This window comes from Dyadobacter sp. CY312, assembly GCF_021390535.1.
Classification (GTDB): Bacteria; Bacteroidota; Bacteroidia; order Cytophagales; family Spirosomataceae; genus Dyadobacter.
Genome location: NZ_JAJUXG010000014.1, coordinates 67,125 through 91,253, shown reverse-complemented (window position 1 = coordinate 91,253; position 24,129 = coordinate 67,125). Strand labels below are relative to the sequence as shown.

The 24,129-nt window shown below is 44.7% G+C and carries 25 protein-coding genes; 9 read left to right on the top strand and 16 right to left on the bottom strand.

All coding sequences use genetic code 11. The features are described 5' to 3' along the window. Positions 1 to 19 precede the first annotated feature (19 nt). From LZG71_RS20050 to LZG71_RS20025, 6 genes are all read right to left on the bottom strand, one after another. Entirely contained in the window at positions 20 to 916 is an 897-nt protein-coding gene (locus tag LZG71_RS20050) for an AraC family transcriptional regulator (protein ID WP_233823357.1), read from the bottom strand. Between the two features lie 57 nt (positions 917 to 973). Beyond that, on the bottom strand, positions 974 to 1,792 hold the full coding sequence (locus LZG71_RS20045) for an SDR family NAD(P)-dependent oxidoreductase (RefSeq protein ID WP_233823355.1): 819 nt from the start codon (positions 1,790 to 1,792) through the stop codon (positions 974 to 976). A gap of 185 nt (positions 1,793 to 1,977) precedes the next feature. Beyond that, on the bottom strand, positions 1,978 to 2,658 hold the full coding sequence (locus LZG71_RS20040; protein WP_233823353.1) for an NADPH-dependent F420 reductase: 681 nt from the start codon (positions 2,656 to 2,658) through the stop codon (positions 1,978 to 1,980). A gap of 30 nt (positions 2,659 to 2,688) precedes the next feature. Then, positions 2,689 to 4,038 (bottom strand): NtaA/DmoA family FMN-dependent monooxygenase, encoded by a 1,350-nt coding sequence (locus LZG71_RS20035; RefSeq protein ID WP_233823351.1) that lies wholly within the window; start codon positions 4,036 to 4,038, stop codon positions 2,689 to 2,691. Between the two features lie 543 nt (positions 4,039 to 4,581). Next, a complete protein-coding gene (locus LZG71_RS20030; RefSeq protein ID WP_233823349.1) occupies positions 4,582 to 4,932 on the bottom strand; it encodes a hypothetical protein in 351 nt (116 codons plus the stop codon). 37 nt (positions 4,933 to 4,969) lie between these two features. Next, positions 4,970 to 5,146, bottom strand: coding sequence for a hypothetical protein (locus LZG71_RS20025; protein WP_233823347.1), 177 nt, complete (start codon positions 5,144 to 5,146; stop codon positions 4,970 to 4,972). Positions 5,147 to 5,408: 262 nt separating this feature from the next. Between LZG71_RS20025 and LZG71_RS20020 the strand changes: the two genes are divergently transcribed. The 5 genes from LZG71_RS20020 to LZG71_RS20000 all read left to right on the top strand — a co-directional run bounded on the left by LZG71_RS20020 (position 5,409) and on the right by LZG71_RS20000 (position 10,260). Continuing rightward, a complete protein-coding gene (locus tag LZG71_RS20020; RefSeq protein WP_233823345.1) occupies positions 5,409 to 6,248 on the top strand; it encodes an AraC family transcriptional regulator in 840 nt (279 codons plus the stop codon). A 104-nt stretch (positions 6,249 to 6,352) separates the two neighbouring features. Then, positions 6,353 to 7,336 (top strand): type I glyceraldehyde-3-phosphate dehydrogenase, encoded by a 984-nt coding sequence (locus LZG71_RS20015; protein ID WP_233823343.1) that lies wholly within the window; start codon positions 6,353 to 6,355, stop codon positions 7,334 to 7,336. A gap of 31 nt (positions 7,337 to 7,367) precedes the next feature. Continuing rightward, on the top strand, positions 7,368 to 7,982 hold the full coding sequence (locus LZG71_RS20010; RefSeq protein WP_233823341.1) for a pyridoxamine 5'-phosphate oxidase family protein: 615 nt from the start codon (positions 7,368 to 7,370) through the stop codon (positions 7,980 to 7,982). A gap of 293 nt (positions 7,983 to 8,275) precedes the next feature. Next, positions 8,276 to 9,562 carry a glycoside hydrolase family 28 protein gene (locus tag LZG71_RS20005; RefSeq protein ID WP_233823339.1) on the top strand — a complete coding sequence of 429 codons (1,287 nt, stop codon included), beginning with the start codon at positions 8,276 to 8,278 and terminating at the stop codon, positions 9,560 to 9,562. A gap of 95 nt (positions 9,563 to 9,657) precedes the next feature. Next, the gene (locus tag LZG71_RS20000; protein WP_233823337.1) at positions 9,658 to 10,260 is read left to right on the top strand and encodes a 2'-5' RNA ligase family protein; all 603 of its coding nucleotides are present in this window, start codon (positions 9,658 to 9,660) and stop codon (positions 10,258 to 10,260) included. 31 nt (positions 10,261 to 10,291) lie between these two features. On the opposite strand, the gene LZG71_RS19995 is transcribed toward LZG71_RS20000, so the two are convergent. Genes LZG71_RS19995 through LZG71_RS19965 form a run of 7 tightly spaced genes read right to left on the bottom strand, consistent with a single transcriptional unit; the run spans position 10,292 to position 17,133 of the window. Beyond that, positions 10,292 to 10,915: a response regulator transcription factor gene (locus LZG71_RS19995; RefSeq protein ID WP_233823335.1), complete on the bottom strand. Its 624-nt coding sequence runs from the start codon at positions 10,913 to 10,915 to the stop codon at positions 10,292 to 10,294. A gap of 3 nt (positions 10,916 to 10,918) precedes the next feature. Next, a complete protein-coding gene (locus tag LZG71_RS19990; RefSeq protein ID WP_233823333.1) occupies positions 10,919 to 12,952 on the bottom strand; it encodes an ATP-binding protein in 2,034 nt (677 codons plus the stop codon). Between the two features lie 6 nt (positions 12,953 to 12,958). Further along, entirely contained in the window at positions 12,959 to 14,398 is a 1,440-nt protein-coding gene (locus LZG71_RS19985; RefSeq protein ID WP_233823331.1) for a S41 family peptidase, read from the bottom strand. Between the two features lie 39 nt (positions 14,399 to 14,437). Further along, complete coding sequence (locus LZG71_RS19980) at positions 14,438 to 15,196, bottom strand: MotA/TolQ/ExbB proton channel family protein (protein ID WP_233823329.1); 759 nt, start codon at positions 15,194 to 15,196, stop codon at positions 14,438 to 14,440. 35 nt (positions 15,197 to 15,231) lie between these two features. Further along, positions 15,232 to 16,086 carry a hypothetical protein gene (locus LZG71_RS19975; RefSeq protein WP_233823327.1) on the bottom strand — a complete coding sequence of 285 codons (855 nt, stop codon included), beginning with the start codon at positions 16,084 to 16,086 and terminating at the stop codon, positions 15,232 to 15,234. A gap of 31 nt (positions 16,087 to 16,117) precedes the next feature. Continuing rightward, entirely contained in the window at positions 16,118 to 16,390 is a 273-nt protein-coding gene (locus LZG71_RS19970; protein WP_233823325.1) for a zinc ribbon domain-containing protein, read from the bottom strand. Positions 16,391 to 16,410: 20 nt separating this feature from the next. Continuing rightward, positions 16,411 to 17,133: an outer membrane beta-barrel protein gene (locus LZG71_RS19965; RefSeq protein ID WP_233823323.1), complete on the bottom strand. Its 723-nt coding sequence runs from the start codon at positions 17,131 to 17,133 to the stop codon at positions 16,411 to 16,413. A 186-nt stretch (positions 17,134 to 17,319) separates the two neighbouring features. Here LZG71_RS19965 and LZG71_RS19960 point away from each other — a divergent pair, with 186 nt between their 5' ends. Next, the gene (locus LZG71_RS19960) at positions 17,320 to 17,739 is read left to right on the top strand and encodes a hypothetical protein (RefSeq protein WP_233823322.1); all 420 of its coding nucleotides are present in this window, start codon (positions 17,320 to 17,322) and stop codon (positions 17,737 to 17,739) included. 113 nt (positions 17,740 to 17,852) lie between these two features. Here the strand turns inward: LZG71_RS19960 and LZG71_RS19955 are convergent, their stop codons facing one another. After that, positions 17,853 to 18,611, bottom strand: a complete 759-nt coding sequence (locus LZG71_RS19955) for a TerC family protein (RefSeq protein WP_233823321.1) — start codon at positions 18,609 to 18,611, stop codon at positions 17,853 to 17,855. A gap of 227 nt (positions 18,612 to 18,838) precedes the next feature. On the opposite strand from LZG71_RS19955, the gene LZG71_RS19950 reads away from it, so the two are divergent. Next, positions 18,839 to 19,228 carry a YchJ family protein gene (locus LZG71_RS19950; RefSeq protein ID WP_233823320.1) on the top strand — a complete coding sequence of 130 codons (390 nt, stop codon included), beginning with the start codon at positions 18,839 to 18,841 and terminating at the stop codon, positions 19,226 to 19,228. Positions 19,229 to 19,234: 6 nt separating this feature from the next. Next, positions 19,235 to 19,534 (top strand): hypothetical protein, encoded by a 300-nt coding sequence (locus LZG71_RS19945; RefSeq protein ID WP_233823319.1) that lies wholly within the window; start codon positions 19,235 to 19,237, stop codon positions 19,532 to 19,534. A 166-nt stretch (positions 19,535 to 19,700) separates the two neighbouring features. Here LZG71_RS19945 and LZG71_RS19940 read toward each other — a convergent pair whose 3' ends face one another. Both LZG71_RS19940 and LZG71_RS19935 read right to left on the bottom strand, forming a co-directional pair. Continuing rightward, positions 19,701 to 21,854 carry a hypothetical protein gene (locus LZG71_RS19940; protein ID WP_233823318.1) on the bottom strand — a complete coding sequence of 718 codons (2,154 nt, stop codon included), beginning with the start codon at positions 21,852 to 21,854 and terminating at the stop codon, positions 19,701 to 19,703. Between the two features lie 191 nt (positions 21,855 to 22,045). Next, the gene (locus tag LZG71_RS19935) at positions 22,046 to 22,396 is read right to left on the bottom strand and encodes a hypothetical protein (protein WP_233823317.1); all 351 of its coding nucleotides are present in this window, start codon (positions 22,394 to 22,396) and stop codon (positions 22,046 to 22,048) included. Between the two features lie 434 nt (positions 22,397 to 22,830). Here LZG71_RS19935 and LZG71_RS19930 point away from each other — a divergent pair, with 434 nt between their 5' ends. Further along, positions 22,831 to 24,114 (top strand): hypothetical protein, encoded by a 1,284-nt coding sequence (locus LZG71_RS19930; protein WP_233823316.1) that lies wholly within the window; start codon positions 22,831 to 22,833, stop codon positions 24,112 to 24,114. The last annotated feature ends 15 nt before the right edge of the window (positions 24,115 to 24,129 follow it).

Sequence of the window (24,129 nt, the reverse complement as noted above, 5' to 3'; positions counted from 1 at the left end):
ACTGCGAAATTGGATATGATTAATTTAACAAACTGTCTTTGAATTTATTTGGGGTTGTTCCAACTTCTTTTTTGAATAAACGGGAAAAGTAAGTGTTGTTTTCGAAGCCAAGTAACCGGGAAATTTCCGTGACGTTAAGTGAGCCCTCTGTCAACAGGTTTTTTGCTTCGTCAATCAAAAAAAGATGGATAAGTTCCAAGGCAGTCTTTCCCGTTTCCTGTTTGAGCAGATCCGTCAGATAGCGGGCGGAAACATGAAGTTTGTCTGCCATGAGAGATACGGTGGGAAGACCGGCGTTGGTTGTTTTACGCTCTGCGAGATTAGTGGCGAGCAGTGCATTGAACTGCGCCAATTTTGAACCGGTCAGATGGGTACGGTTGATAAATTGCCTTTTGTAAAAACGCTGTGCATATTTGAGCATCGAGTCGAGCTGACTGATAATGATAGACTTACTGAGCTCGTCGGTATTGTTATTGTTCTCCTTTTCTATACTGTGGTAAAGATTCCAGATGATGTTTTCTTCCGCCGGTGAAAGGTGTAATGCCTCATTGACCTGATAGTCGAAATAGCTGTACTTCCTGATTTCAATGTAAAGGACAGTTCCGGGTAAAAAGTCTTCATGGATAATAATCAGAAATCCCATTTCCTGTAACTCCACGTTTTTGAAGGTGACATGTTGCTGTGGCTTTGTAAACGACATAGACCCCCGGTCATGGTCATATTCCGTTTTCCCATAGCGCATACTACCCGACTTTAACTTCTTGAATCCGATAATGTAAAAAGCGGAGGAAAATTCGAGTTCCGTGTTTCCGGTGCATGTATTTCGTTCACCATGAACCGCACTGAAAAGCGGGTGCTCAGGTGGCTCTATACCAAGAGCTTCATGGAGCTCGCTTATTTTTTTGAAATGGTGCATTGCCTGAAATAGTAAAACAGAATCCGGATCCGCCGGATTCTGTTATTTTTGAACATGTTAACCGTGTGCTGCCACAGAAATATCCTGCCATGCTTCCCATGTTTTCAGGCGCTGCTCATAGGTGTTTTTTACCCATGGATAGGCAGTTTTGCCCAGTATCAATCTCAGTGGCGGTTGTTCCGAATCTACCAATGCGAAAAGCGCGTTGATTGTTGCTGCAGGTTTGCCGGAATCTTCCTGATCAGCATAATCCCAAAATACCTTTCTCATATTATCGTAGACAGAGATCGACTCACTCCGGGCAAGAGAGTGCGAACCGGAGAAATCGGTATCATAGCGCCCTGGCTCTACGAGGGATACCTTGATGCCAAAATCACTCACCTCAGCAGCCAGTGTTTCTGTCAGACCTTCAATGGCAAATTTCGTGGCACTGTATAGCCCCATTAGCGTAACGGTATTTAAACCAAGTGCGCTGGAAAGCTGGATGATATGCCCGGATTTTTGCGCACGCATCATTGGTAAAGCTGCCTGTATGGTCCATAATGAACCCATCACGTTTGTTTCAAACTGTGATCTTACATCTTGCTCGCTTAATTCCTCAATGGCTCCGATCTGACCATAACCTGCATTATTAATTAATACATCAATACTGCCGAAGTGGGCTTTTGCATCTTCTATCGCTTCAAAACTTGCCTTTTTATCCGTTACATCAAGTTTTAGAACCAATAGGTTCACTGGAAATTCTTGTGCAAGTTCCGTCAATGTTTCCGGCTTGCGAACCGCCGCAACGACATTATCGCCGCGTTGTAAAAATGCTTCCGCCCAAATCCTGCCAAACCCGCGGGATGCACCGGTTATAAAAATTGTTTTTGTCATCACGTTAATTTTAAATTTTATAATGACAAAGTTCGGCTATCAGGTCGCCACGATTATGATACAAAAGTAGGCGATAATGAAACGTTTTTACGAGCTGTCAGCTGCTATGAAGCTATCAAAAGCAGTAAAACCGGTTGCCGTATTTTGGCATTTTCTTCTGCAAATTCTGACTTCCAGCTGACACCCTATAAATACGGGCGTGCCATTTCATCCGCGTTTGCCAGGTTTTCAGCGCGTTTACGGCTATCTGCCTGTGCCAACGCAGATTTAAGGGTTTCTTTATCCAGATCCCGGCAATAGGCAGGCTCGCCCGGTTGCTGTCTCCACGATTCAGAAAGCTCGCCGCCGTCAACTGCGTCGAATCCGATGGCATCAATGAGCTTCATCACAGTCTGTTTTTGTTCTGAATCGTCTCCGGCAACGGACAATGCAATCCGGTTGGGACTTCCTGCAATGGTTGTCTTGGAAGCTAAACTCGGTGCAACAATGTTGTTAAATGCTTTGATCACCGGATGATCAATCTGTTTTGCAACCCATTCACTGTCGGTCATGCCGTTCGCAATTTCAGCGATTTGTCCGTCGCGTGAAGGGTAATAGTTCCCTGCATCCAGAACTATGGCCTTTGAAGCAGAAAGTATCTCTTTGGGAAGATTGACCACGGCCTTGTTTGGAATAGCAATGATGACAAGGTCTTTGGCTTTTATAGCCGCTTCTGTAGGGACAGGTATCGCGCCCGTTTTATTTGCGATGTCGCCGAGTGATTCCGGTCCGCGTGAGTTAGCAATCAGAACGTGATGTCCAAGTGCTGTTAAATAACCGGCCAGTGCACTGCCTATGTTACCGGATCCAATAATTCCTATTTCCATGATTGTTGTATTTGATTTGCTTTTTCTTTTCTAATTGTTTGTGACACGGGGATCAATTCCATACTGATCCGGTGCGCCGAGGTGTTCACGCAGGGTTTTTCCCTCGTAATCCTGATGGAATAGTCCTCGCGCTTGCAGGATCGGGACCACTTCATCTGCAAAGGCATCAATCCCGTCTGCGTTCACGTCTGCCGAAATCCAGAAGCCATCAGCCGCACCAGCTTCAAACCACTGTTGCATATGATCCGCGGCTTCTATCCCCGGCCCCACAATCACAGGATGATAATCGATCACCCCGTGAGCCAGAATGTCTTTCAGGCTCCATCCCTGCTTTGCAATCCTTAAAGCGTTGACCGAGCGTGGGTCGTAGCGCGATGGACGGGCATCAGCCAGCTGATCTTTGGATAGGGGTTCATCGAGCCGGTTCACATCAAGCGGTGTGCCCAACATTTGCTGGAGGTAGCTCACCCTTTGGCGAAACGTATGCCCGGTTAGCTGAATCCGTCGGTCGAGTGCTGTGCGCCTGTCCTTTGCAATGGTGGTCATTAGTCCGGGAATGTATTTTATCTCATCCGGATCGCGGCCGTAACGTTTGGCAGCCTCTCTGAATGCGTTACGTTGCGCACGGGCATCTTCAATGGAAAATGCCGCGCCGATCACCGCATTGGCAAAACGCCCGGCCAGTTCGTGTGCATTGGGGCTACCACCCGCGTGAAAGATAATAGGTTGTCCCTGCTCGGATGGCGGGATGTAGAGAGGTCCACGTGAACCGACGTATTTTCCTTGCAAGTTGATGGGAAGGATCTGATTTTTCTTTGCAAACTGGCCGCTTTGCTGATCGTGTACCCAGGCGTCTTTTCCCCAGCTTCCCCAAAGAGCCTGGATCAGTTGGATAACTTCGTGGGCACGGCCATAGCGGTCTTCGCTTGAAGGAATTTTTCTTCCATAATTTGCAGCAACATCCTCGCCGCTTGATGTGATGGCGTTCCAGCCTGCCCGGCCGTGGCTCATGATATCGAGCGCCTTGAATTGCCTGGCCAGATTGAAAGGTTCGTTAAAGGTGGTAGACCCGGTGGCAACCAAACCTATACGACTCGTTTCGCGTGCCACCGCAGCCAGGGTCATCATCACATCGAGATTAAAACCGGGTGATTCCGTACCGATATCGGACATGATCGCACCGGGACCATCAGGTAAAAATATAAATTGAAATTTACCGCGCTCTGCCGCCTGCGCCTGCTTCACACGGGCATCAAAGCTGGTGTAACTTTCCGGATCTACTCCCGGCATACGCCAGGCTCCCGGTTGTGATCCGTATCCGTTGCCCAGATGCAGGCCGAGCAGCATCTGTTTGCCGGAGGTTGAATACTTGTTTGTCATACTTCTGTTTTATTTATTAAGCCACCGATTTAAACCGGGATGGTAATCGGAACAAATCGTTGTGGTGATTTTGAAAATATCAGGACATGAATGATGCATACGTGCTCAGAACCTGGTATTTATTAAGCCGTGTGTTCCGTTTTGTACTTATTCTAAAATTGAATTGACTGTGTACAAAGCTAGTGTAAAATTACTTTACTTTGGATAGCAGTTTCCAAAAGGAAAGTTAAATTATGATCAGATACTATTTTCTTCTGTGCAGAATCAGCCGCATTATCGCCAGGTTTGGTCGCCGCCGGGTATGCGTAAATGATGGAAGCAACTTCACGAATTACGTCTTGTCTTTAAAAATTATAAAAAAAGAAGATTTTAATCCCCCTGGGACTGGAAGCGAATACTATTTGGGGAGGCACTGCCGGAGTTTCTGCTAGAAGTACTGACGCAAACTTCCATTGTGTACATGGCCTTACTGATCGTCGTAAGGATGACGGGGAAGCGGATGGGGTCTAACTGGAGGTAATGGTGACACCCGGGGCAATTGTTTCAAAGGCAATGCAGATTTCTTAACTTGGCGTGTTGCTCGGTATTATGATTTTGGTTTGTGCGTTGGTGTTTCGGAAGGGTCTCAACCTGGCCGAATATAAAAGCGGCAAATTTGAAAAAGTCAGTCAGGAAGAAGTGCAGGTGCTCGTAAAAGATGGCATCGTTCATAAACCAGGGCTCCGTCCATTCTTCACCGCAGCTGTAACCCGCTTCTATCACATGCGGGCCCGGGCCACCTGTTTCACAGCCTGTCGGGTAAGTGGAACCCTTTGCTACCGGCTCGATTTTGTAACCATCAGACAAAAGGATTTCCGCATTATTTGCTTCCTCGGCTGTTATGCCATTATTCACGGAATTGGAAATATCTGTATCTAAGAAGTTGACAGACCTAGAATGCGAACGTGTAGATCCCGTAAATCACCAGAATCAAAAAGAGAATGGCAAAAATGATCGTGCTCCATTTATACACAAATGCGCTGGGTTCTCTTTCTCCGCAATTGGGACAAAATTTGGCATTGTATGATACTTGCTGTTTGCAGGTTCGGCAGGTTATAAGTTGTGACATAGTCAGGCTTGATTTGAACAGGTTTTCAAGAACATAAAAATATACCTAAGCTGATAATTTTTATTTACAAAAGGTTTAGTGGTTACATCGAAGGCTAATATCCAAACATGAAAAGGTAGAGTAAAATACGTCCAGATACACCTACAATGTGTTTGTCACATGAAAGACCAATGAGGTTTTTGCGAAGTCCGGATTTATTCCAACTCTGTCATCTCCTTGATATGTCAATATACTAGTCTATTTTTGATACAAAAAAGTGTTTATGATTTTTGAAAATTCGAACGAAATCCTGGGTCTTTATGAGTTAGGTCCGGAGGATAGTCCGGTAGTTTGCAATGTGCGCGAAACAGACATGACATTCATCTGGAATGTCGCCGACCGGATGGACATCACCATTGACAAGGTTCATTTTCAGCTTGGCAAAAACCAGATCATTTTCCTGACAGAATTTCACAGGGTTGATTATATAGAAATTGAAGCTGCCAGGATGGTCAGGTTTAATCAGCCGTTCTACTGTGTTGTCAATCATGACAATGAAGTAGGCAGTAAGGGGCTTTTGTTCTTTGGTGCCGCAGGTGTGCCTGTCATTACGGTGGACCAAACCAGGATTCGGGACTTTGAGCTTTCCTGGGAAATTTTCAGGTCAGAGATGAGCAAAGCGGATATTTTGCAGCAGGATATGTTGCAAGCCATGTTGAAACGCATGCTGATACTTTCGGTAAGGATATTGAGACAATCCAACAACTTAAACAAACTCGACAGAACCCAGGGTGAAATTGTGCGGGAATTTAATTATCTGGTCGATAAGTATTTTGCTTCTCATCACAACGTGGCATTCTATGCTTCTCAGCTTAACAAATCACCAAAAACACTTTCCAATCTCTTTGCACTTGTTTCATCCCGAACACCATTAAACATTATCCACGACCGGATTATGACGCATGCCAGGCGACAGATAAATTACAGCAATCTGTCGATTAAGGAAATTGCTTATGAACTGGGTTACGAGGATATTCAAACTTTCAGCCGCTTCTTTAAGAGCAAGGAGGGAGTTTCTCCCGGGCATTACCGCGAGAAACAGGAGCAGCCGTTGCTACAATAGGAAATATTGCCAACTGAACGGGAATTATTGCCTAACAAAGCCACTAGGATATGGTGCAAATTTGAGTCATTAAATCAACAGGATTTTTTACTCAAAACAGTATCATGAAAAAAATAGCAATTAACGGATTTGGACGTATCGGACGTACCGCTTTAAAAATCATTTTTGAAAACAATGACCTGGAACTCGTAGGTGTCAATGACCTGATGAGCATTGAAAACGCTGCCTATCTGCTCAAATACGATAGCAACTACGGGAAATATGAAAAGGAAGTGAAGGTAGAAGGTGATACGATCATTGTGGATGGCAAGCCGGTAAAATACCACAGCATCAGAGAAATTGAGAATTTGCCATGGAAATCGCTGGGTGTGGATGTGGTGATTGAAAGTACAGGCTTTTTTACCAACAATGCGGATGCCGAAAAACACATTAATTCCGGTGCAAAATTTGTGGTTATTTCAGGACCGACAAAGGATACGCCGACTGTGGTACACGGCGTAAATACCGAGGAAGGAAAAGTTTCGATTTTCTCCTGTGCAAGTTGTACCACCAACAGCATCAGTCCCGTAATTGAAATTCTTGGTCGCAGGCTTGGTATCAAAAAAGCAATTTTGAATACCACACACGCCTACACCGCTTCGCAAACACTGGTGGATGCGCCTTCCAAAAGAGAGCCTCGGATGGGACGTGCAGCCGCGATTAACCTTGCTCCGGCAGCTACGGGTGCAGCCATTGCGACGACCAAGGCATTGCCACAATATGCAGGCAAGTTTGATGGTATAGCGGTGAGGGTGCCGGTTACGATCGGTTCGATTTCCGACATTACTTTTATCGCCGAGCGCCCGACGACGGTTGAAGAAATCAATCAGATTCTTACCGAAGAGGCAGCAGCGGAGCGGTATGAGAAAGTCGTTGCTGTCACTGACGAGCCGCTCGTGTCTTCTGATATTGCCAAAAGTTCTTTTGCCGCAACGGTCGATTTGGAAATGACGCGTGTTGTTGACGGTGACCTCGTAAAAGTGATGGCCTGGTACGACAACGAATGGGGATTCACCAGCCAAATGATCCGACAAATTCAGTCGCTTTAAAGTGAACAACGCCAACCTAAATACGATTGCCATGAACTACTCAAAACTTGCATTTACCGAAGGGATCAAGGCCATTCAGGAAAGGATGGGGAGTCGCAATACCTACGAGCGGGTGGAGAAAATGAGTTTCAGGGAAGGTTTGACAGCGGTGGAAGCAGGTTTCGTTGGTCAGATGGACAGCTTTTACATGGCTTCGTATGGGGATAACGACTTTCCATATATCCAGCATCGTGGCGGCCCCAAAGGTTTTGTTAAAATTATTGACAACCAGACTATTGGAATTGTTGATTTTAGGGGAAACCGCCAATACATCTCCGTTGGTAACATCGCCCAAAATCCGAGGGTGTCGCTTATTCTGGTGTCCTATCCGATGCAGGCCAGATTGAAGATTTATGCACAGGCCGAAGTTATAGAGATCAGAGACAATCCTGATCTTTATGAGCTTCTAAAACCGGAAGACTACAAATTCCGTCCGGAAAGGATGCTCATTTTTCATATCAAGGCATATGACTGGAATTGTCCTCAGCACATTACGCCAAGGTACACGGAACAGGAAATAGAACCACTGTTGCAGGAGCAGAGCGAATACATAAAACATTTAGAGAATGAAGTAAAGGCTCTGAAAAGTAGGTTAGCTGGGTCTTAAAGTTTGATCGCATGCCAATGATTTGGCACCCGTAATTGTGTTCAAGTAAAGTCGAGCTACTTATCCCAAGTTCATGACAGAAATACTTAACCAACATTAAGTAGACAAACCTTAGGTGATCCTTATGGCACAAAAAGAGATTTGGACTTCGCTAAACATGGATGCAATTTCCTGATGTCGGCTCTCTTATCAGTGTTAACCATTTGATAATAAATATAATAATGAAACCTATCGTCGCCGCCATCTTTCTTTCTATGTGTTTCATTTCTTGTAAATCCACAGAATCCAAACAAATGACCAGAACCGAGAAACGGGATGAGATTTTAAAGAATATTGTTGCTCCAAAGATTTCGGAAAACGTCATATTGCTGACAGAATTTGGAGCGAAGGGAGATTCGTTGGCCGACAACAAACCTGCTTTTGATCAGGCGATGAAGTTGAGCAAGGAGAAGAATGGGAGCAAGATCGTTGTTCCTGCCGGTATTTATCTTGTGAATGGTCCGATTCATTTCGTTGATAACACCAGTATTGAATTGCAAAAGGGAGCGAAACTGGTTTTTGGAACCAACGCTGCCGACTATCTGCCATTGGTGCCTACCAGCTGGGAAGGTACTTTTATTCACAATTACAGTCCGTTGATTTATGCCTATCAGGTTAAAAATGTAGCAATCATTGGTGAAGGAATTATCGATGGAAACGGTAAGCAGGGTTTTAGTAAATGGTACGATAGCCAGAAACCTGCACAACAACTGAGCCGGAAAATGAACCATGAAGATGTGCCTGTTAAGGATCGTTTGTTTGGCGAAGGTCATTTTTTGCGCCCGCAGTTAATACAGTTTTTTGAATGCGAAAATATTCTGGTTGAGGGTGTTACCATTGCCAATTCTCCATTCTGGTCTGTCCATTTTTTGAAGTCGCAGAACATTACCGCAAGGAAGGTGAAGTTTAATGCATTTAATAAAAACAACGACGGTTTCGATCCGGAATACTCCAAAAATATTCTGATTGAAGATATCGACTTCAATAATGCGGACGACAACGTAGCTATTAAAGCAGGACGTGATCATGAGGGCAGAAAAACGGCACTGTCTTCTGAAAATATTATCATTAGGAACTGCCGGTTTAAAGGTTTGCATGGCGTGGTGATAGGCAGTGAAATGTCTGCTGGTGTGCAGAATGTTTTCGTTGAGAACTGTACCTACGGAGGTTACTGTAAACGAGGGATCTACTTAAAATCGAATGCGGATCGGGGTGGCTTCATTAAGGATATTTATGTCAATGACGTCGAGTTTGGCGATGTTGAGGATGGTGTTTTTATTACATCCAATTACCATGGCGAAGGGGAAGGTCATGCAACGGATATCAGCAATGTTTTTGTAGAAAATCTCAAATTCAAAACGGCCAGTAATGGCGGGCTGGTAATACAGGGTTATCCAACCAAAAAGGTTAGCAATATTCATTTTACCAACGTCAGGATCGATTCCTGTGCAAACGGGATCAGCTTTACCAATGCTGAAAAGATTGTGTTTGATAACGTGGTGATCGGTAAGGAAGTGACGATTCCGACGGCGGTGAAGTAGAGGAGATAAGTCTTTCCGGTTGGAATGCAAGTTATGGTTTTTAATTTTATTAATTTGGACCACCATGTTTCTCATACTTGTATCCGTCTACATGCATGTTACAGCTTTATGCTTTGGGCATTAGTCCTAACTTAGATATAATTCATAGGGTAAGGGTAATAAAAAATGAACTTCGCGAACATCTGCAAGATTGGTACAGCAGTCAAGATTCGGCAGCGCATTTGACTTTGTTTCTATTTTATGCAACAGAGGAGAATTATGGAAAAATTAGGGCTGAACTTCGCAGGATACTCGCCGGAATAAAACCATTCGAGCTAAGTTTTTTTGGATACGACACTTTTACTAAGAGCGGGACATTTTTTATAAAACCAATGACCAATTCTTCGCTAGCCATTATTGCAGCTGGCCGGTATATTAATATGAAATTAACGATCAAAACCAGACGAAAATATTTGTTTGGGTGGCAAACCAAGTATGGCAGGCCACATATGTCTGTGGCGAGAAATTTGTCTCCAAAATCTCTTAGTTTAGCAACAAAGAAATTTAGAGATTTTGAAGAGTCCTATCTATGCGATTCTTTTGTTATTCGCAAGCTTAATAAGAGTCGAGGACAGTATGATATAATTGACACAATTCCTCTGTTAGGGCAGGGATATATTGTTGGTGATCAAATGTTATTATTCGATCACAAAAAATGACCAGATCTAATGGTTGTTTCAAATATTTCCTCTAATTCATCAACCCAAAGTCCGTTGCCAGTTTAATCACCGTCGCGGTATTGGGAACGCCAAATTTTTCCATCAGGTTTTTACGATGGCTTTCCACGGTATGCGTGCTGATGAAAAGTGTTCCGGCTATTTGTTGGGTGGTGTATCCTTTACCGATGAGCTGAAGAATTTCCTTTTCACGGCGGGTGAGGCGCGGTACTTCTTTCAAATCACTGCCTTCATTGCTACTGAGTACTTTTTGCGTTCCGCGGCACATGTATATCTGTCCATCCATGGCTGCGTGTAATGCGGAAATGATGTCTTCACCAATTGCATTTTTCAGCACATAAGCACTCGCACCACTTTGCAGCATGCCCATGATCACCGTTTTCTCGTTGTGTACGCTCAGTGCCACAACCTTCACAGAAGGACATTTCTGCTTCACTTTCTGGCAAAGCGCAATGCCATTGATATCCGGTAAATTGATGTCCATCAGCATCGCATCCGGAACATTGTCGTCCAGCGCGGCAAGCATGGTTTCGCCCAAGTCGTACATGCCGGTTACCTGCATTTCTTCCCTTGTGTTCAACAGATTTTTTAGTCCGTCCAACACAATAGGGTGGTCGTCTATGATGAATACTTTCATAATTTATATTTTACATTCCACAGTTACCGATGTGCCGTTACCTGGTGATGACTGAATGTCAAAGGTCGCATTTAAAAAGTCGGCTCTCGCTTTTACGTTGGACAAACCTGCCCCTGTTTTACTATTTGGTTTACTGGTATCAAAACCCTTGCCATCGTCTTCCACAGTCACAAAAAGTGTATCTCCGCTTTGCTGGATTATGACAAGAATCTGGTCTGCCGCGGCATGTTTCACCGCATTGTTGACCAGCTCCTGAATGATGCGGTAGAGCACCACCTGTTTTTCCTGAGGCAGCGAGTCGGTGTAATTAAATACCTGACATATCAGATTTACACCGGTTTCCTTTAAATTTTTACAAAACTCTCTCGTTGCTTCTGCCAGTCCGTATTTCATTAGTATCTCCGGCATCAGGCTTCGGGCAATTCTTCTGAGCTCGTTCACTGCGTCGTCAAGATGCGACAACGTGCGGTCAATTCCTACTTTCATTTGCTGGTTAGGCTGGCCGGCCACCTGAGAAAGTTCAATTTTGATACTGCTTAACAATCCCCCCAGTCCGTCATGAAGATCGCGCGCCAATCGCGTGCGTTCCTGTTCCTGGCCTTCGAGCATAGCCGAGAGCATGGATATTCTGTGGTCCTGTTTTATCTTCTGAAGTTCGAGATCATGCAGCTGCTTTTGCTGGGTCCAGAGTCTTTTGTTGTTGCGGTAAAACAGCAATACCAATACCGTGACAGCCAATAGAAACAGACAGACCACAGCCAGTAACCAGTTTACGAGCCGGTTGTTTTTTATGGTCAAAATGGCCTTTTCATTTTTGGCCTGAAGCTGATAAATCTGTTTTTCCTTTTCAGTTGACTGGTATCTCGCTTCCAGTGCTGCAATATCTGATTTAATCCGTTCTTCACTGGCGCTGTCAGCCAGAACAGCATATTGATGCAGCCAGTTGTAGGCACCCTTCATGTCTCCAACCTTGGCTGAGGTTTGCGCCAGTTCGTAATAGTATAACATCCTGTTTTTACGTCTGGGGTATATTTCCTCCTGCGCCACCACCTGTTTGATGACTTCAAGCGCTTTGGGATAATTTTCCATCGCTTTGTGGGTAAAATACTTTTGAAGCATGATACTCTGCGTGTCATAAGGCCGGTTCAGTTTTTTTGAAACAGCCAGCCCTTTGTCAAAGCTTTCAAATGCTTTGCTGAACTGTCGGAGGCGCGAGTAGTACATACCTTCAACCAGATACAGGTCAGTAAAATAGGGCGATTCCGGATCCGAGGCCAATATCGCCTGGGCACTGTCCAGCATTGGTTTGACCGGTGGATAGTCTTTTAAATAGAGGTAATTTTTGGCACCGAATATGTAGGAGTCAACCAGTTCGAGCGATCGGGCGCCCATTCGTTCCAAAATGGATATTGCGAGTTTAAAGTACTTTTCAGCTTTGGGATAATCAATCTGGTTGGAGAATATGATGCCCAGATTCTGGTAATTTCTGGCTATGCGGGCGCTGTCGCCAGCTTGTATGGCAAGCGGAATGGAATGCTCTATCAATACTTGCGCGTACATTTTCTCATTGTCCTGTCTTTGCTGCAAGGCGCCATAATTGGCCCAGGCACGGGAGCGATATATCAATGCTTCCTTTCCCGGAAAATGTCTCAATAGCTTTTCTGCCGTCAGATAGCCTGTTTCGCTTTTCTGCATGTCGGTATCAAAAAACACACCTGCCCGGTAAAAGTGCGCCAATGCTGCCTGGTAGGAGTCTTTTTTGCTGTAACCCGCCGCCTGATTCACATATCGCAATGCCAGGGAAGTATCCTTATCACTGTAATAATCAGACAGTAAAAATAGGGTTTTGACCCGGGACGTGTCCGCTGGCGAGCGTTTGAGTGCTTCGCGAAGACTGTCAGGGTAAGTAACACCGGTAACCGGGCTTTGTGAAAAACCTGGTTGTACCAGTGTCAGTAAGAAAACAAACATTGCGAGAAAGTGAAATTCCACTTTCTCGCTGTATCTGAGCAAAAGTTGCTGTTGCAATATTTTCATAACAAATTATATATCAATCGGACTGGGAGCAAATGCTCCGTCACGGATCATTTGCTGGTCCCAGGCTGCCGGTGTATCACGCTCCGATCTTGGTAAAACGGGACTGATCTTTTCCGGGGATGCCAACCTTGCAGGTTGTCCGGTCTGGATACCCATTTCTTTTAAAGCTGCATTGAGTAACGTTTCATTTTCATCACCAAAAGCTAAAAATGGAACCCTGCTGTCGTCTGCCGGCCTGCTTGCAGCAATACCAGCGCTGGTACCATAATCAGACTGTCCATTGGCATTCACAGTTTGCCCAAGCATAATGTAAAGACCATATTTCCAGCGTTTTTTTTCATCGCCGATCAGCGAGCCGAACAGGTTTTTACCAGCCGTGTGATCGCCCACTGTGACCACATTCATGTGCGGTCTGAGCCCGTTAATGATCAGCTCACTGGCCGACGCTGTGCCCTGCGACGTCAGTACAAATATCCTGCCCAGCTGGTTACCAATGTTGTTTTTTTCGTTAAGAAACCTGTAAGTCAGAGCATCTGCGCCGTTTTTCTCTTTCCAGTACTTATCAAATTTATCATTCCATTGTTCCTTGTAAAAGACCTTCGAAGCTGAATAGTTACTGACAATAAGCGAAGATAATGTAACCGCTGAACTCATGTAACCTCCACCGTTCAGGCGCAGATCAAGCACCAGTTCATTCACACCAGCGGATTTGAAATCTGCGAAAATAGAGCGCAGCTCATTGTCGTACTTGTTTTTGTCCGAGTCTGTTCCGGGTACAAACTGGTTGTAAACCAGGTAACCCACTTTTTTACTTCCTTTTGAAATAATGCTGGAAAATGCAACCGGATTTTCGCTGATCTGTGCTCTTGTGATGCTGATGTTTTTGGGATCAGTCTCAATCTGGCTTCCGTTTAATTTCCCCAGATTGATGCTAATGGTTTCTGAGCCGCCTATCAGCGTTGCATAATTATCTTTTGTAAGAACAGTCCCATTCACTTTTGTGATAATATCGCCCCGTTTTAGTCCTGCGGCATCTGCCGGGCTGCCTTTGCTCACATGGCTCAGGAACGCTGCAACGTTGACTTTGCCCTCATCGATGAAAGCCATCTGATAGTGTATGCCAAATGCTTTGATGATACCGTTGAACTGTTGCTGAAGTGCGTCAATATTGTCGGTGATCATCGAGAAACGGTCGTGTGTTTGCCGTTTGTAAATCAGTTTTTCGAAGTACGCATCCGGACTATCGGATGTGTCCGTAGCGTTTCTGGCTGGCATGTCTTTATACCAAAAGTACCCGTCGTTCATCATGTCATAAGTCCAGCTATTGACGCTGGTTTTGGTAACGTTCAGATTGTCAATTGTATTGATATCTTTTACTTGGCAGCTAACAGCAATCAGAAGCAAAAGACTCGTCACGATCAAATTGGTTTTTTGAAGTGTTTTCATGATTTCTGGCTAGGTTAAGTTGAAAGAAAAGTGTGTTGATTATTGCGGTTTGTAGATCCGGCTGATCAGATTGTCGATGATGTAGGTTCTCATTCTGGAATAAAAAGTGTCCAGATCTTCCAGATAGCGGTGATAAAAATAGCTGAGTATAAGTCCTAGAAAGAGTGCTATGAATGTGGTGTCAAACGAAACATTCAAACTTTGGGTGATCAGCGGCATGCCTTCTTCTGTTTTGGCAAGATGAAAAAGTCCGATAGCTGCTGCCAAATGCAGGATGGTGCCGATGAAGCCCAGTGAGGCAATGGCGTTGATCAGAAAGCGGGCAATTTCTAGGCGCCCTTCCAGTTCTGCTTTGCTGTTGTCGATCTGTACATTGACCACTTGCAGCGTTTCACCAATGGATTGATTATTGCGGTACTGTGTGCAGGCCCTTTTTACAAAGTCAGTCAGTAAAAAACTGAATCCGTGCTTTTCAAGATCAATTACATTGAGTTTAATTTTTGCTACTTCTTCGGGTGAAAGTATCAACTGGTCCTGAACCGGGAGTAAATTGAGCTTAAATCCTTCATTCTGTTTTTTTATGAATTTCTGATAGTCTAGTACTTCGAGCAAACCGAAGATGAAAGCGGTGTAGATGACCGCATGAATGTAGCCGCCGAACGATCCGCCGAATGCTTCAAAGAACCGTTTCAGGCCCGGCCCGCTAGAAATAGAAGCAAGCAGTATGAGTGCAAACCAGATCATGACGGCCGCAACCAGGCTAATGGCGATGTGATATAATCTTTTACTGGTAATCATATGTTAATGGATTGAGTTTGCGAAAAACCGATTGGTTAATTTTTTACGAGTTGAAAGTTCCCGTTGTCCGGCATGGTGACTGTTCCAAGCAATACGCGTTCTGCGTTGAGTTGCAGTGTGGCTGAAAAAGGTTCTCCTTTTTCTTCACCGTTCTCATTTCGGGAATAAACCAGACCCCGGACGTTAACCGATGCATTGTTCTTGACACTTTCTTTCAGCCGCGCATACAGTTTGTATTCACCGGGAATGATCTTGTCGAACTGGCGAACTGCCTCCTGGGTTGTGCGCAGATCGCTTCCAAAAAACTTGGTCTTGGCCTTTCCGCTGTCCCACTGGCCAATGTCGCGTATCTCTCTGGCTCCTCCCGAAACGCATTTCGTACCCTTGCAAACAAAAAGATCCACGTTGTCACCAATGTCGGTCCAGTTCACTTCAAATGAAACTTTGCAGGGAACACCAGGCGGATCGCCCAGATATTTGCTTCGTTTCACATCTTCCTGTTTTGGTGGTTCTGGGGTTGTTTTCAGACTGTCGCTTTTCCCTGTCTGGCTTGGTTTTGCAGCTTGTGTATAGGGTTGGTTCTCAGCCAAGCTGGCTGTCTCCGGACATTCAGGACACGTTGGACAATCGCTCAGGCCGGGAAGCTCCTTGTAATCGGCCAGTACGACCAGCAAGGTGTCTCCCGGGCGTTTGTGTTTCAGACTGTCGCTGATCGTTGCAAAAAGATGTTGATGAAGCGTATCGTATGACATGGTTACCTGCTGTCTGTTGGCGGGAGATGAGCCGCCTTTTGGCACAGCAATGAACAGAAAAATAACAGCTCCCAATGCCCCGCATATGACGTCCAGAAACGATATATTAAAAATTTGAGGTTCCCGATTTCTAGCCATGACTGTGATGGATTTGTCTTGAATAATAAGCTCAGCCCGCTTTCAGATTGCGGGTGAAGATGGAGTGATCCGGCTTTGAAAAATCCCTGGCTAAAATGTTCCGGCTGATCGGAAAGCGACATTCAGGGCAGCGGGAAAGATCAGCTCCAACGTGGTTGCCGCAGTTCACACACATGACCGTTTCTGAAATCACTTTTTGAGTTTCATTTTCCGGCTGTTGTGTAAACCCGCTTCGCATACGGCAATAACTACACGCCACAGCATCGTCGGTGTTGGCACTGCCGCAATTGTTGCAAACTAGCATAGCGATTGTTTTTTGTGGTTTCAGTATTTGTCCCCAAAATTAAAGTGGTGTGTATAGCTCACGTTCAGGATCGTGGATACGTTCATGATCTTGCCGTCAATGCCTTTTGCCGCGTTACTGCGTTCATTTACAGAGTTAAAGCCCAGGTCCCAAAGGATGTTCACCGCCAGTTTTCCTTTTTCACCTACCGGCATAAGCAGGCCCGGACCAAGCATGAAACCCGGCTGAAACCGCTTGTAGGTATCGTTGATCCCGCTTCCGAAGTTGACCGTTCCCGACTGGCTCTGAGAGCCGACGTTTGCTACTTCCAGCTCCAAACGGGAATTTCCGGCCAGTCCGATGTTGAATGACGGTCCGGCGGAGGCTGTGAGTCCGAATTTTTCACCCAAAATATGGTAGCGGAATAATAGCGGAATCTGAATGAATGAAGTGTTGACCCGTGCTTTTAAGTATCCGACATTTCCATTTTCCAGTTTGTAATTATCTGTTTCGGACTTGGTTCCTTTCTGAATAAAGTTGACGCCGGAGACAACAGCCATTTTCCCAAATTCTACTCCAAATGCGACGCCTCCGTTAAGTCCGGGTTTGGGTTTGGAGGAAGTCCAGGTATTGGCGTAGACGGCAGTGTAGCTGAACAAAGACAGGTTCCCGCCTCCCGACCCACCTACAAAAATGGACATATCCTGAGCGGACAATTGAAAAGAGAAGAATAAAAATGACAGGAGAATGAGTGGCTTTTTCATGTTTTTGAAGTTTTACGGTGTATGTGATTATTGAGTACGAATTGGTTTTGCAAAGTTGGTGTGTGTGGCAATGCGATACCATCCCTGAAATCAGCCATTTTTATCCCTGAAAAAAATGGCTGATTTCAGGGATGGATTTTGGCGGCTATGTTGGCGAGCTTTGTATTACACCAAATCTCAATAGCTATGAAATCTATTTGTTTGTTTATACTGATGTCTGCTTATTCCATAGTAATGTTTGCGCAGGATCAGGTTTTGAAAAAAGGCAATGCAGTATATGTGGAAGTACCTAAGAGCGATGTAGGAAGCAGTGCAGGACAGGAACTGAAAGAAGCGCTGCAAAGCTGGGGTTATTGGAAAGTCGCAAGCTCAAAAGGCAGTGCGGATTTTGTTCTAAAACTGGATACTAAAGTTTCGGGAGGTGTAACGTGGACTTCCTGGGGAGGGAAATCGGTTGCTCTGAGTGCTTCATTTTTATCAAAAAACAATGAAGAATTATGGCAGTCGGAGTACTACAAATCCAGTCCGAATGGTGCGAACGGTTATAATTCACAGTCGGCAGCGGTGAAGAAGTTAATGAAAGCGCTGAGAAAGAAGTTTCAGTAAAACAAGTGAATTGCCAATGTGTTAATTTAACACCGGATGGACCTGAGAGACTGTTTTCAGGTCAATCCGGTGTTTTTTGTTTAAGGTCCTTAGTTTAACTGACCAAATTATATTTAATTCTGGTCAATCACCTTTCTCTTTTCCTCCTCCGTGTAATGCTCATTGGGTTTGACAGGAGTTCCGCTTTTATTCATTTTCATTTGGAAAACATCGACCAAAAGTGAGAATGCCATAGAGAAATAAATGTATCCTTTTGGAATTTCTACGCCTAAACCTTCGCTGATCAGCGAGAAACCGATGAGCAGCAGAAAGGACAATGCAAGCATTTTGAATGCAGGATGTTTATTTACGAAATTACTGATGCTTTCGGCTGCAACCAGCATGATGATCACGGTTACGATGACGGCTACATACATGATCCATACTTCTTTGACCATACCAATCGCCGTAATGATGGAGTCGACCGAGAAAACCAGATCCATAACCAGTATTTGAAAAAGTACCTGTCCGAAACTGTTTGCCTTAATATTCTTGGTTTCGTCACCAGCTTCGCCTTCCATTTTGTGATAAATCTCTTTTGAGCTTTTGTAGAGCAGAAACAACCCTCCGGCAAGCAGTACGAGGTCTTTTCCTGAAATTCCTTCACCAAAAACGACAAAGAGATCCTTGTCCAGTTTCAGAATAAAAGAGATGAGTAATAACAAGATGAGCCGAAGTGCGCCGGCCAGAATCAACCCGTAGCGGCGTGCCTTTTTCTGCTGTTCCTGCGGCAGTTTGGCGGCGATAATTGAAATAAAAATAACGTTATCAATCCCGAGCACAGCTTCAAGGGCGATAAGGGTTACAAGAGAAACGATGATTTCGAAATCCATTCAGTCAGATGAGTTAGCTAACTTGCAATGTATTTATAATCATGCCAGGTTTCAAATATTCTTTAACCTTACATGCCTTAACCTTTTAATAATCAATAAACAGATCCGGTGCAGCAACGCATCTTTACCCAAAAACTACATATTGGAAAACGCAGCTCATGAGCCTGGTGATCGTTTCCAACCATACATTTAATACATTTGCGGCTACCATTTTGTAACCAGATATTATGAAAAGTTGTTTTTGCGGCTCTGATCAGCCATTTTCAAAATGCTGTTCGCCCGTCATAAAAGGTGCCGCAAATGCTGCTTCGGCCGAAAAACTAATGCGTTCCCGGTACAGTGCTTATGTGGTGGGTGACGTGGATTATCTGATCGCATCCATACTCAGTTCGGAAAGGCATTCGCTGATTCGTTCGGAAATTGTGGAATGGGCGAAAAGCAATAGTTGGAAAAGTCTTGAAATTATTAAGGCTGATACGTTTACAGTAGAGTTCAAAGCGCATTTCCGCGATAGGAGTGGCAGGTTGCAAGTTCATCACGAAAAATCAACTTTTGTGTATGAGGCTGGAAACTGGTTTTACAAGGATGGTGTATTTAACGACGACATTTCTAACTGATTTTCTATGTTCCGACAATTTGCCATAGGAAGATTTATGATTGGCTTTATCGTTTTTGTGCTGGCATATATGGTCGCCACTTTGTCCTACGATAAGTTTTTCCAGTTGCTCACAGCCGGTATGTTCATTCTTACTATTTACATCATGAACGAGATCAGGAAAGGTCATTTGGAGGAGTTGGAGAAAAAGGATAAGGAATTTGCCGAAAAGGTAGCTGAAATGGAGGACCTTTTGATACAAAAGGAAAACCAGATCCAGCAAATTATCCGGGCGATTACCATTGAGAAGCAGCCGGACCAGGGTTAAGTTTACGGATTATACTTTAAGCTATGGTGGCTTAATGAGATAGAGCACAGACCCAACCACATATGTCTTCACAGTAGTTTGATTTCAGATTGTATTACTTGTTAAAACAATAGCTCCGGATCTGGCACCCGGAGCTAGTTGAATTTTACAAGAAATTGAAACCACCCTACGGCATTTTATTCAAACCTTCCCATTTCACTTTCCAGGTACCATCCTTTGGGAAACCGGGATTTTCTATATTCTGACCTTCGCTTCCTGCACACATCAGCGCAACCGCTGCGAGAATTCCTCCGTTGCCAGGCAGGTAAATGGTCAGGCGTCCGTCCTGATAATTGTGTCCGTTTGGCAGGTAGGTATTGGTTGTGATATCTTTAAAAAGTGCGTTCACTGCTTTTTCAGGTTGGTTCAGCCTTGTGGCGGTCATCGCAACCAAAGGGAAATCCCAGCCCCAGGTACGCTCCCAGTTCCATACTTTTTCCACCAGATCAAATGTTCGTAACATCGTTGGCTGATCCAGACCATGCACGGCCGGTAATGTGCTGAACGCAGCTAGAACCGCAGGATGGTCGTTCAGCCTTCTGTTACCCGGGTCGTAGCAGTCTGGTGTACTTTCCGTCGCGAGGTATACGCCGTCTTTTACTGGCAACGGAGCCAGATTTTTAATCACATTGTCCCATTTTTCGTTCCTGGCCAGGCCGCTCCGCACGCGCCATTGTTGGGCTACTTCCAAAGCCCAGCTCCAATAAGCCAGTTCGTAGGTGGGGTTGAAGGTTTCCATCGGTTCGAAACATTCCTGGGCCGGGATGATACCTTTGCCGAGGTTATACTTTTTGGTGACTGCGTCATACGTCGGGAAAGATGCCATGAAATCTGCCGTGGCGAAAATCAGGTCTTTGTACTTGTTCAGCGTCACTTTGTCTTTGTTGTTTTTGTAGGCAAGTTCTGCCAGATAGATGTAATGTGGCTGTTGCCAGATCAGAAATGCACCCACCGAAGAGGGAGACTCTTCACCATCATGATCCGTCATTTTTTGCCATCTCACACCCTCATAACCTTGTCGTTGGGCAAGCGCTTTTGCTTTTCCGGCAATTTGGCCGTACCAACCCAGACTTTTTTCCAGGTATTCGGTTCTGCCCCAAAGCGCATAATGGGCCGCATGCCACCAATACATTTCCAGGTGTGGCTTGCCATACCAGCTGTTGTAGGTAAGCCCGGTTTCCTGCGGAGGGAAATTACCAGCGCATTGCACTTTGGTAAGATATTGAGACAACACAACACGCCTTTCCAGTTCATTGGCCCGCTTGTCGGTGCTACCTGCGAAATCTACCGCCGCTCCCGATTTCCAGAACTTTTCCCAGGTTAGCTCGCTGTTGTTTTTTGTTTGAGCAAATGAAGCAACAGCGTTTTCCTTAACCGGAGCTTCGCTGAATACGCAGCTAATCTCAAAATCAGCCTTGCCTTTTTGAGGCGTAATGGTAAAGTAATGCGGAGATTTCTGTTCCGCTTTGCCAGTGTTGGTCCATTGCGCGGCGAGGTAATATTTGCTGTCATCCAGTTGATGTTCAAAAGTAGCCCGCTTCTGATTCTGGCTGATTATACCCGACTTGTGTTTTTCGTTGTCTTCAAAATTTGTGCCTTCATCCTTGAAAGCACCATTTGGATATGGAAACCGGACACGAAGTTTTATGCGTCCCTGCACCAATAGAGGTGATTCAATTCGTACGGCAATGGCGTCGCTTTCCTGGTACGTAGCAGTGATCACCTTTACCTTCACACCCTCTACGGTAAATTCACTCGTGATAATTCCTGTCCACAGATTGAGTGACTGATTCACATTTTTTAGATCCGATATCGAAGCCAAAGAGCCGTCTTTTTTGTAAATATCCAGACCGATGTTTCCCAATTGCAGCCTGTGTTGGTTCACCCGATAATATTCCGTTGCCTGTTTGCCGCGCTCATTTCCCTTGCCTTGGATGGAGTAGGAGACTTTCCTGCCGTTCTGTTCGTAGTCTTGCAAGGTTTCCTCAAACTTCAAATTGTCGGGGTTGGGGTAACTGTGCCATCCCCATTCTGACTGTGTACCAAGTGGCACTCCTTTTTTGTAATATTCAGGGAAACTTTGAAGACCGGTGACATCGACGGTGAAAGCGAAACCACCGTTGCCAACCGTGAGAGAACTCAAAGAATCGACTGCTTTGATGCTGACATTATGCCGGCTAACCACTTGCTGGCGGTTAATTTTTTGTGAAAAACCGTGAGAAACTATTCCCAGTTGGAGAAGGAATATCAGAAAAATGGCTTGCAATTTATTGGTAATCATTGGGCTATGGTAAATTTTACTTTTGGTCGGTTTGACATAGAACGACAAAAGGCAATCCACCGGATAATTACCCGTTTGATTTCAGTTTTTTTCTGATCTTTTTAGGCGCTAATCTCGATTTGTTATCGGGATTGATGTGATCGATGGCGGCCGACGCGCGGAGAATCACGAAAGAGAAAACAGTTGAGTACTTAATATTTTACTGCTATAATGCAAATGCAAAGTGGCCCAACGATTCCCGAAACAGCGGGCTCCATATGCTTCACAACTGGTCCGTTATCTCCGAAATAGAAACCATTTAGCAGTTTTTCGAAAAACGGATCATAATCCGTCATTTGAAGCAGCTGTTTCTGCGTGGCGAAATCTCCTCTGTTTTCATAAAAGGCATATTGTTCTGGCATAGTTGGTAGGATGTCCTTCACAAACAATGAGATCCTTTCATTCAGCTCCGTGGTTTCCTTCCGACACAATAGTCCCTGCATAAACACCTGGCCATTCTCATTAAAAGGTGGCTTAGATTGACTAATTGTGTGTTTGTTCATTTTGATTAATCCCCTTTCTTCAAGGATCGGCTAGTCCTAAAGTACGAGAGGGCTTCTAAGGCCAGAATAATGGTCAATTTATTCGGGTCACGTAGCCGGCGAGGGAGGGGGCATAAGTCACAAGGGCGATGGTCTGTTTCGGTTGAGACTGACGGGAAAACTTCGCAGGAGACAATGTAATAAATACGTAGGTATTTACTAGGTTTTATGGCGATCAGATAGTTTAATAGGAATTGTTTAAAATTTCTTTCTAAGGGATAAGGGAATTTTTTTGTTTTGTGAATTCAAATATAAGGCAACGATTATGCTTATATAATTGAAATTTATAACATATATAAGAACTTGTTCGATTTTCTCAACTTTTGTTGATACATACGTAATTGTTTGCTATTCTTGTATCAAATACTTACGTAGTTAAACATATCTACAAGATCATGAAAAGATTTATCCTTTGTGTAAGTGCAATGCTGCCCTTGTTTCAGGGTGCTGTCTTTGCTGGCGAAAGTCCTGACGACAAGGACAAAAGTGCAGCTAAAAAAGTGCGGTTACTTCGCGAACTTCCAAGTCATCTGGCGCCTGTGGACTCGATGTCGACGGGGAAGGAGGCCGGGGAATTCAAACCGTCAATTCATGTAGGTGCCATCGTTCATATGTTTGCATCTTCCGAACAGTCGGGTTTTGGAGGAGGAGCTTCTACGGATCCCAAACAGTGGAATAAAGGGTTTTCTCTTTACCGTGCAAGGGTTTTGGTGGGTGGCCAATTGTCTAAAAAGGGCAGTTTCTTTATGGAAACAGACCTTCCTTCGCCCATTGGAATACAACTGGGAAATGGAACAAAGAATGTGAAAGTTGCACCGATCATGCTGGATGCTCAGTATGAATATGATTTTTCCAACGCTTTTCAACTGATAGCCGGTATGCAGCTGGTTTCCAATAACCGCAACGGACTACAGGGAGCAGCAGGCTTAATGGCCAATGACTTTACCTATTTTCAGTATCCTTATAACCTCTTTGAAAACAGTCCCTTACAGGGAAATTTTGGCCGGGATCTTGGCGTGAATGCCCGGGGCTTTCTTCTGAAGGACAAGTTTGAATACAGGCTAGGCGTCTTCACCGGTAGAAATCTGGATGGGCAGGCTCCTCTGCGTGTCGTTGGCCGCGTTGCCTATAACTTCCTGGATCCGGAAAAAGATTACTATTACGCAGGAACAAAACTAGGCTCGGGAAATACCTTCGCATGGGGGGCAGGATTTGACGCGCAGGGCTCTTATTATAACCTCGGAACAGATGTTTTTATAGATAAGAAAGCAGGTAACGCAGGTTCTGTAACGCTGAATGCCGCATTTCAATACATGACTGGTGGCACAAATATCAATTCAAAGTATTCATTCGCGGGCTTGATACCACGCCAGAATGTTCAATTTCTCGAACTCGGATACTATTTCAATAAATCAAGATTGCAGCCCTGGGTTCGCTATGAAAGCCAGGCCATTTCTTCCAAAAAAGAACAGGCCGGATCTGAGTTGGTTTCAGATTTTGACAAGGCTAAGTCCAGCCGGGTGTACGGCGGAGGGCTGAATTATTTCTTCAATGGAAACACAACCAATTTGCGCTTGTCTTACGTAGCGCGACAATACAATGTCGCCAGCTCGGCCGGTGACTATAATACCAAAGCTTACGGTCAATTCTGGCTGCAGGTCCAGTTTTTCGTGTTTTAAGTAAGCTACACGCTT

Coding starts and splice junctions, on each gene's coding strand:
- LZG71_RS20000 (WP_233823337.1), top strand. CDS start 9,658: ATGTTACAGCTTTATGCTTTGGGCATTAGTCCTAACTTAGATATAATT.
- LZG71_RS20045 (WP_233823355.1), bottom strand. CDS start 1,792: ATGACAAAAACAATTTTTATAACCGGTGCATCCCGCGGGTTTGGCAGG.
- LZG71_RS19960 (WP_233823322.1), top strand. CDS start 17,320: ATGAAATCTATTTGTTTGTTTATACTGATGTCTGCTTATTCCATAGTA.
- LZG71_RS19970 (WP_233823325.1), bottom strand. CDS start 16,390: ATGCTAGTTTGCAACAATTGCGGCAGTGCCAACACCGACGATGCTGTG.
- LZG71_RS19980 (WP_233823329.1), bottom strand. CDS start 15,196: ATGATTACCAGTAAAAGATTATATCACATCGCCATTAGCCTGGTTGCG.
- LZG71_RS20050 (WP_233823357.1), bottom strand. CDS start 916: ATGCACCATTTCAAAAAAATAAGCGAGCTCCATGAAGCTCTTGGTATA.
- LZG71_RS20010 (WP_233823341.1), top strand. CDS start 7,368: ATGAACTACTCAAAACTTGCATTTACCGAAGGGATCAAGGCCATTCAG.
- LZG71_RS19975 (WP_233823327.1), bottom strand. CDS start 16,086: ATGGCTAGAAATCGGGAACCTCAAATTTTTAATATATCGTTTCTGGAC.
- LZG71_RS19985 (WP_233823331.1), bottom strand. CDS start 14,398: ATGAAAACACTTCAAAAAACCAATTTGATCGTGACGAGTCTTTTGCTT.
- LZG71_RS20025 (WP_233823347.1), bottom strand. CDS start 5,146: ATGTCACAACTTATAACCTGCCGAACCTGCAAACAGCAAGTATCATAC.
- LZG71_RS19965 (WP_233823323.1), bottom strand. CDS start 17,133: ATGAAAAAGCCACTCATTCTCCTGTCATTTTTATTCTTCTCTTTTCAA.
- LZG71_RS20015 (WP_233823343.1), top strand. CDS start 6,353: ATGAAAAAAATAGCAATTAACGGATTTGGACGTATCGGACGTACCGCT.
- LZG71_RS20040 (WP_233823353.1), bottom strand. CDS start 2,658: ATGGAAATAGGAATTATTGGATCCGGTAACATAGGCAGTGCACTGGCC.
- LZG71_RS19955 (WP_233823321.1), bottom strand. CDS start 18,611: ATGGATTTCGAAATCATCGTTTCTCTTGTAACCCTTATCGCCCTTGAA.
- LZG71_RS20020 (WP_233823345.1), top strand. CDS start 5,409: ATGATTTTTGAAAATTCGAACGAAATCCTGGGTCTTTATGAGTTAGGT.
- LZG71_RS19940 (WP_233823318.1), bottom strand. CDS start 21,854: ATGATTACCAATAAATTGCAAGCCATTTTTCTGATATTCCTTCTCCAA.
- LZG71_RS19935 (WP_233823317.1), bottom strand. CDS start 22,396: ATGAACAAACACACAATTAGTCAATCTAAGCCACCTTTTAATGAGAAT.
- LZG71_RS19945 (WP_233823319.1), top strand. CDS start 19,235: ATGTTCCGACAATTTGCCATAGGAAGATTTATGATTGGCTTTATCGTT.
- LZG71_RS19930 (WP_233823316.1), top strand. CDS start 22,831: ATGAAAAGATTTATCCTTTGTGTAAGTGCAATGCTGCCCTTGTTTCAG.
- LZG71_RS19950 (WP_233823320.1), top strand. CDS start 18,839: ATGAAAAGTTGTTTTTGCGGCTCTGATCAGCCATTTTCAAAATGCTGT.
- LZG71_RS20035 (WP_233823351.1), bottom strand. CDS start 4,038: ATGACAAACAAGTATTCAACCTCCGGCAAACAGATGCTGCTCGGCCTG.
- LZG71_RS20005 (WP_233823339.1), top strand. CDS start 8,276: ATGACCAGAACCGAGAAACGGGATGAGATTTTAAAGAATATTGTTGCT.
- LZG71_RS19990 (WP_233823333.1), bottom strand. CDS start 12,952: ATGAAAATATTGCAACAGCAACTTTTGCTCAGATACAGCGAGAAAGTG.
- LZG71_RS19995 (WP_233823335.1), bottom strand. CDS start 10,915: ATGAAAGTATTCATCATAGACGACCACCCTATTGTGTTGGACGGACTA.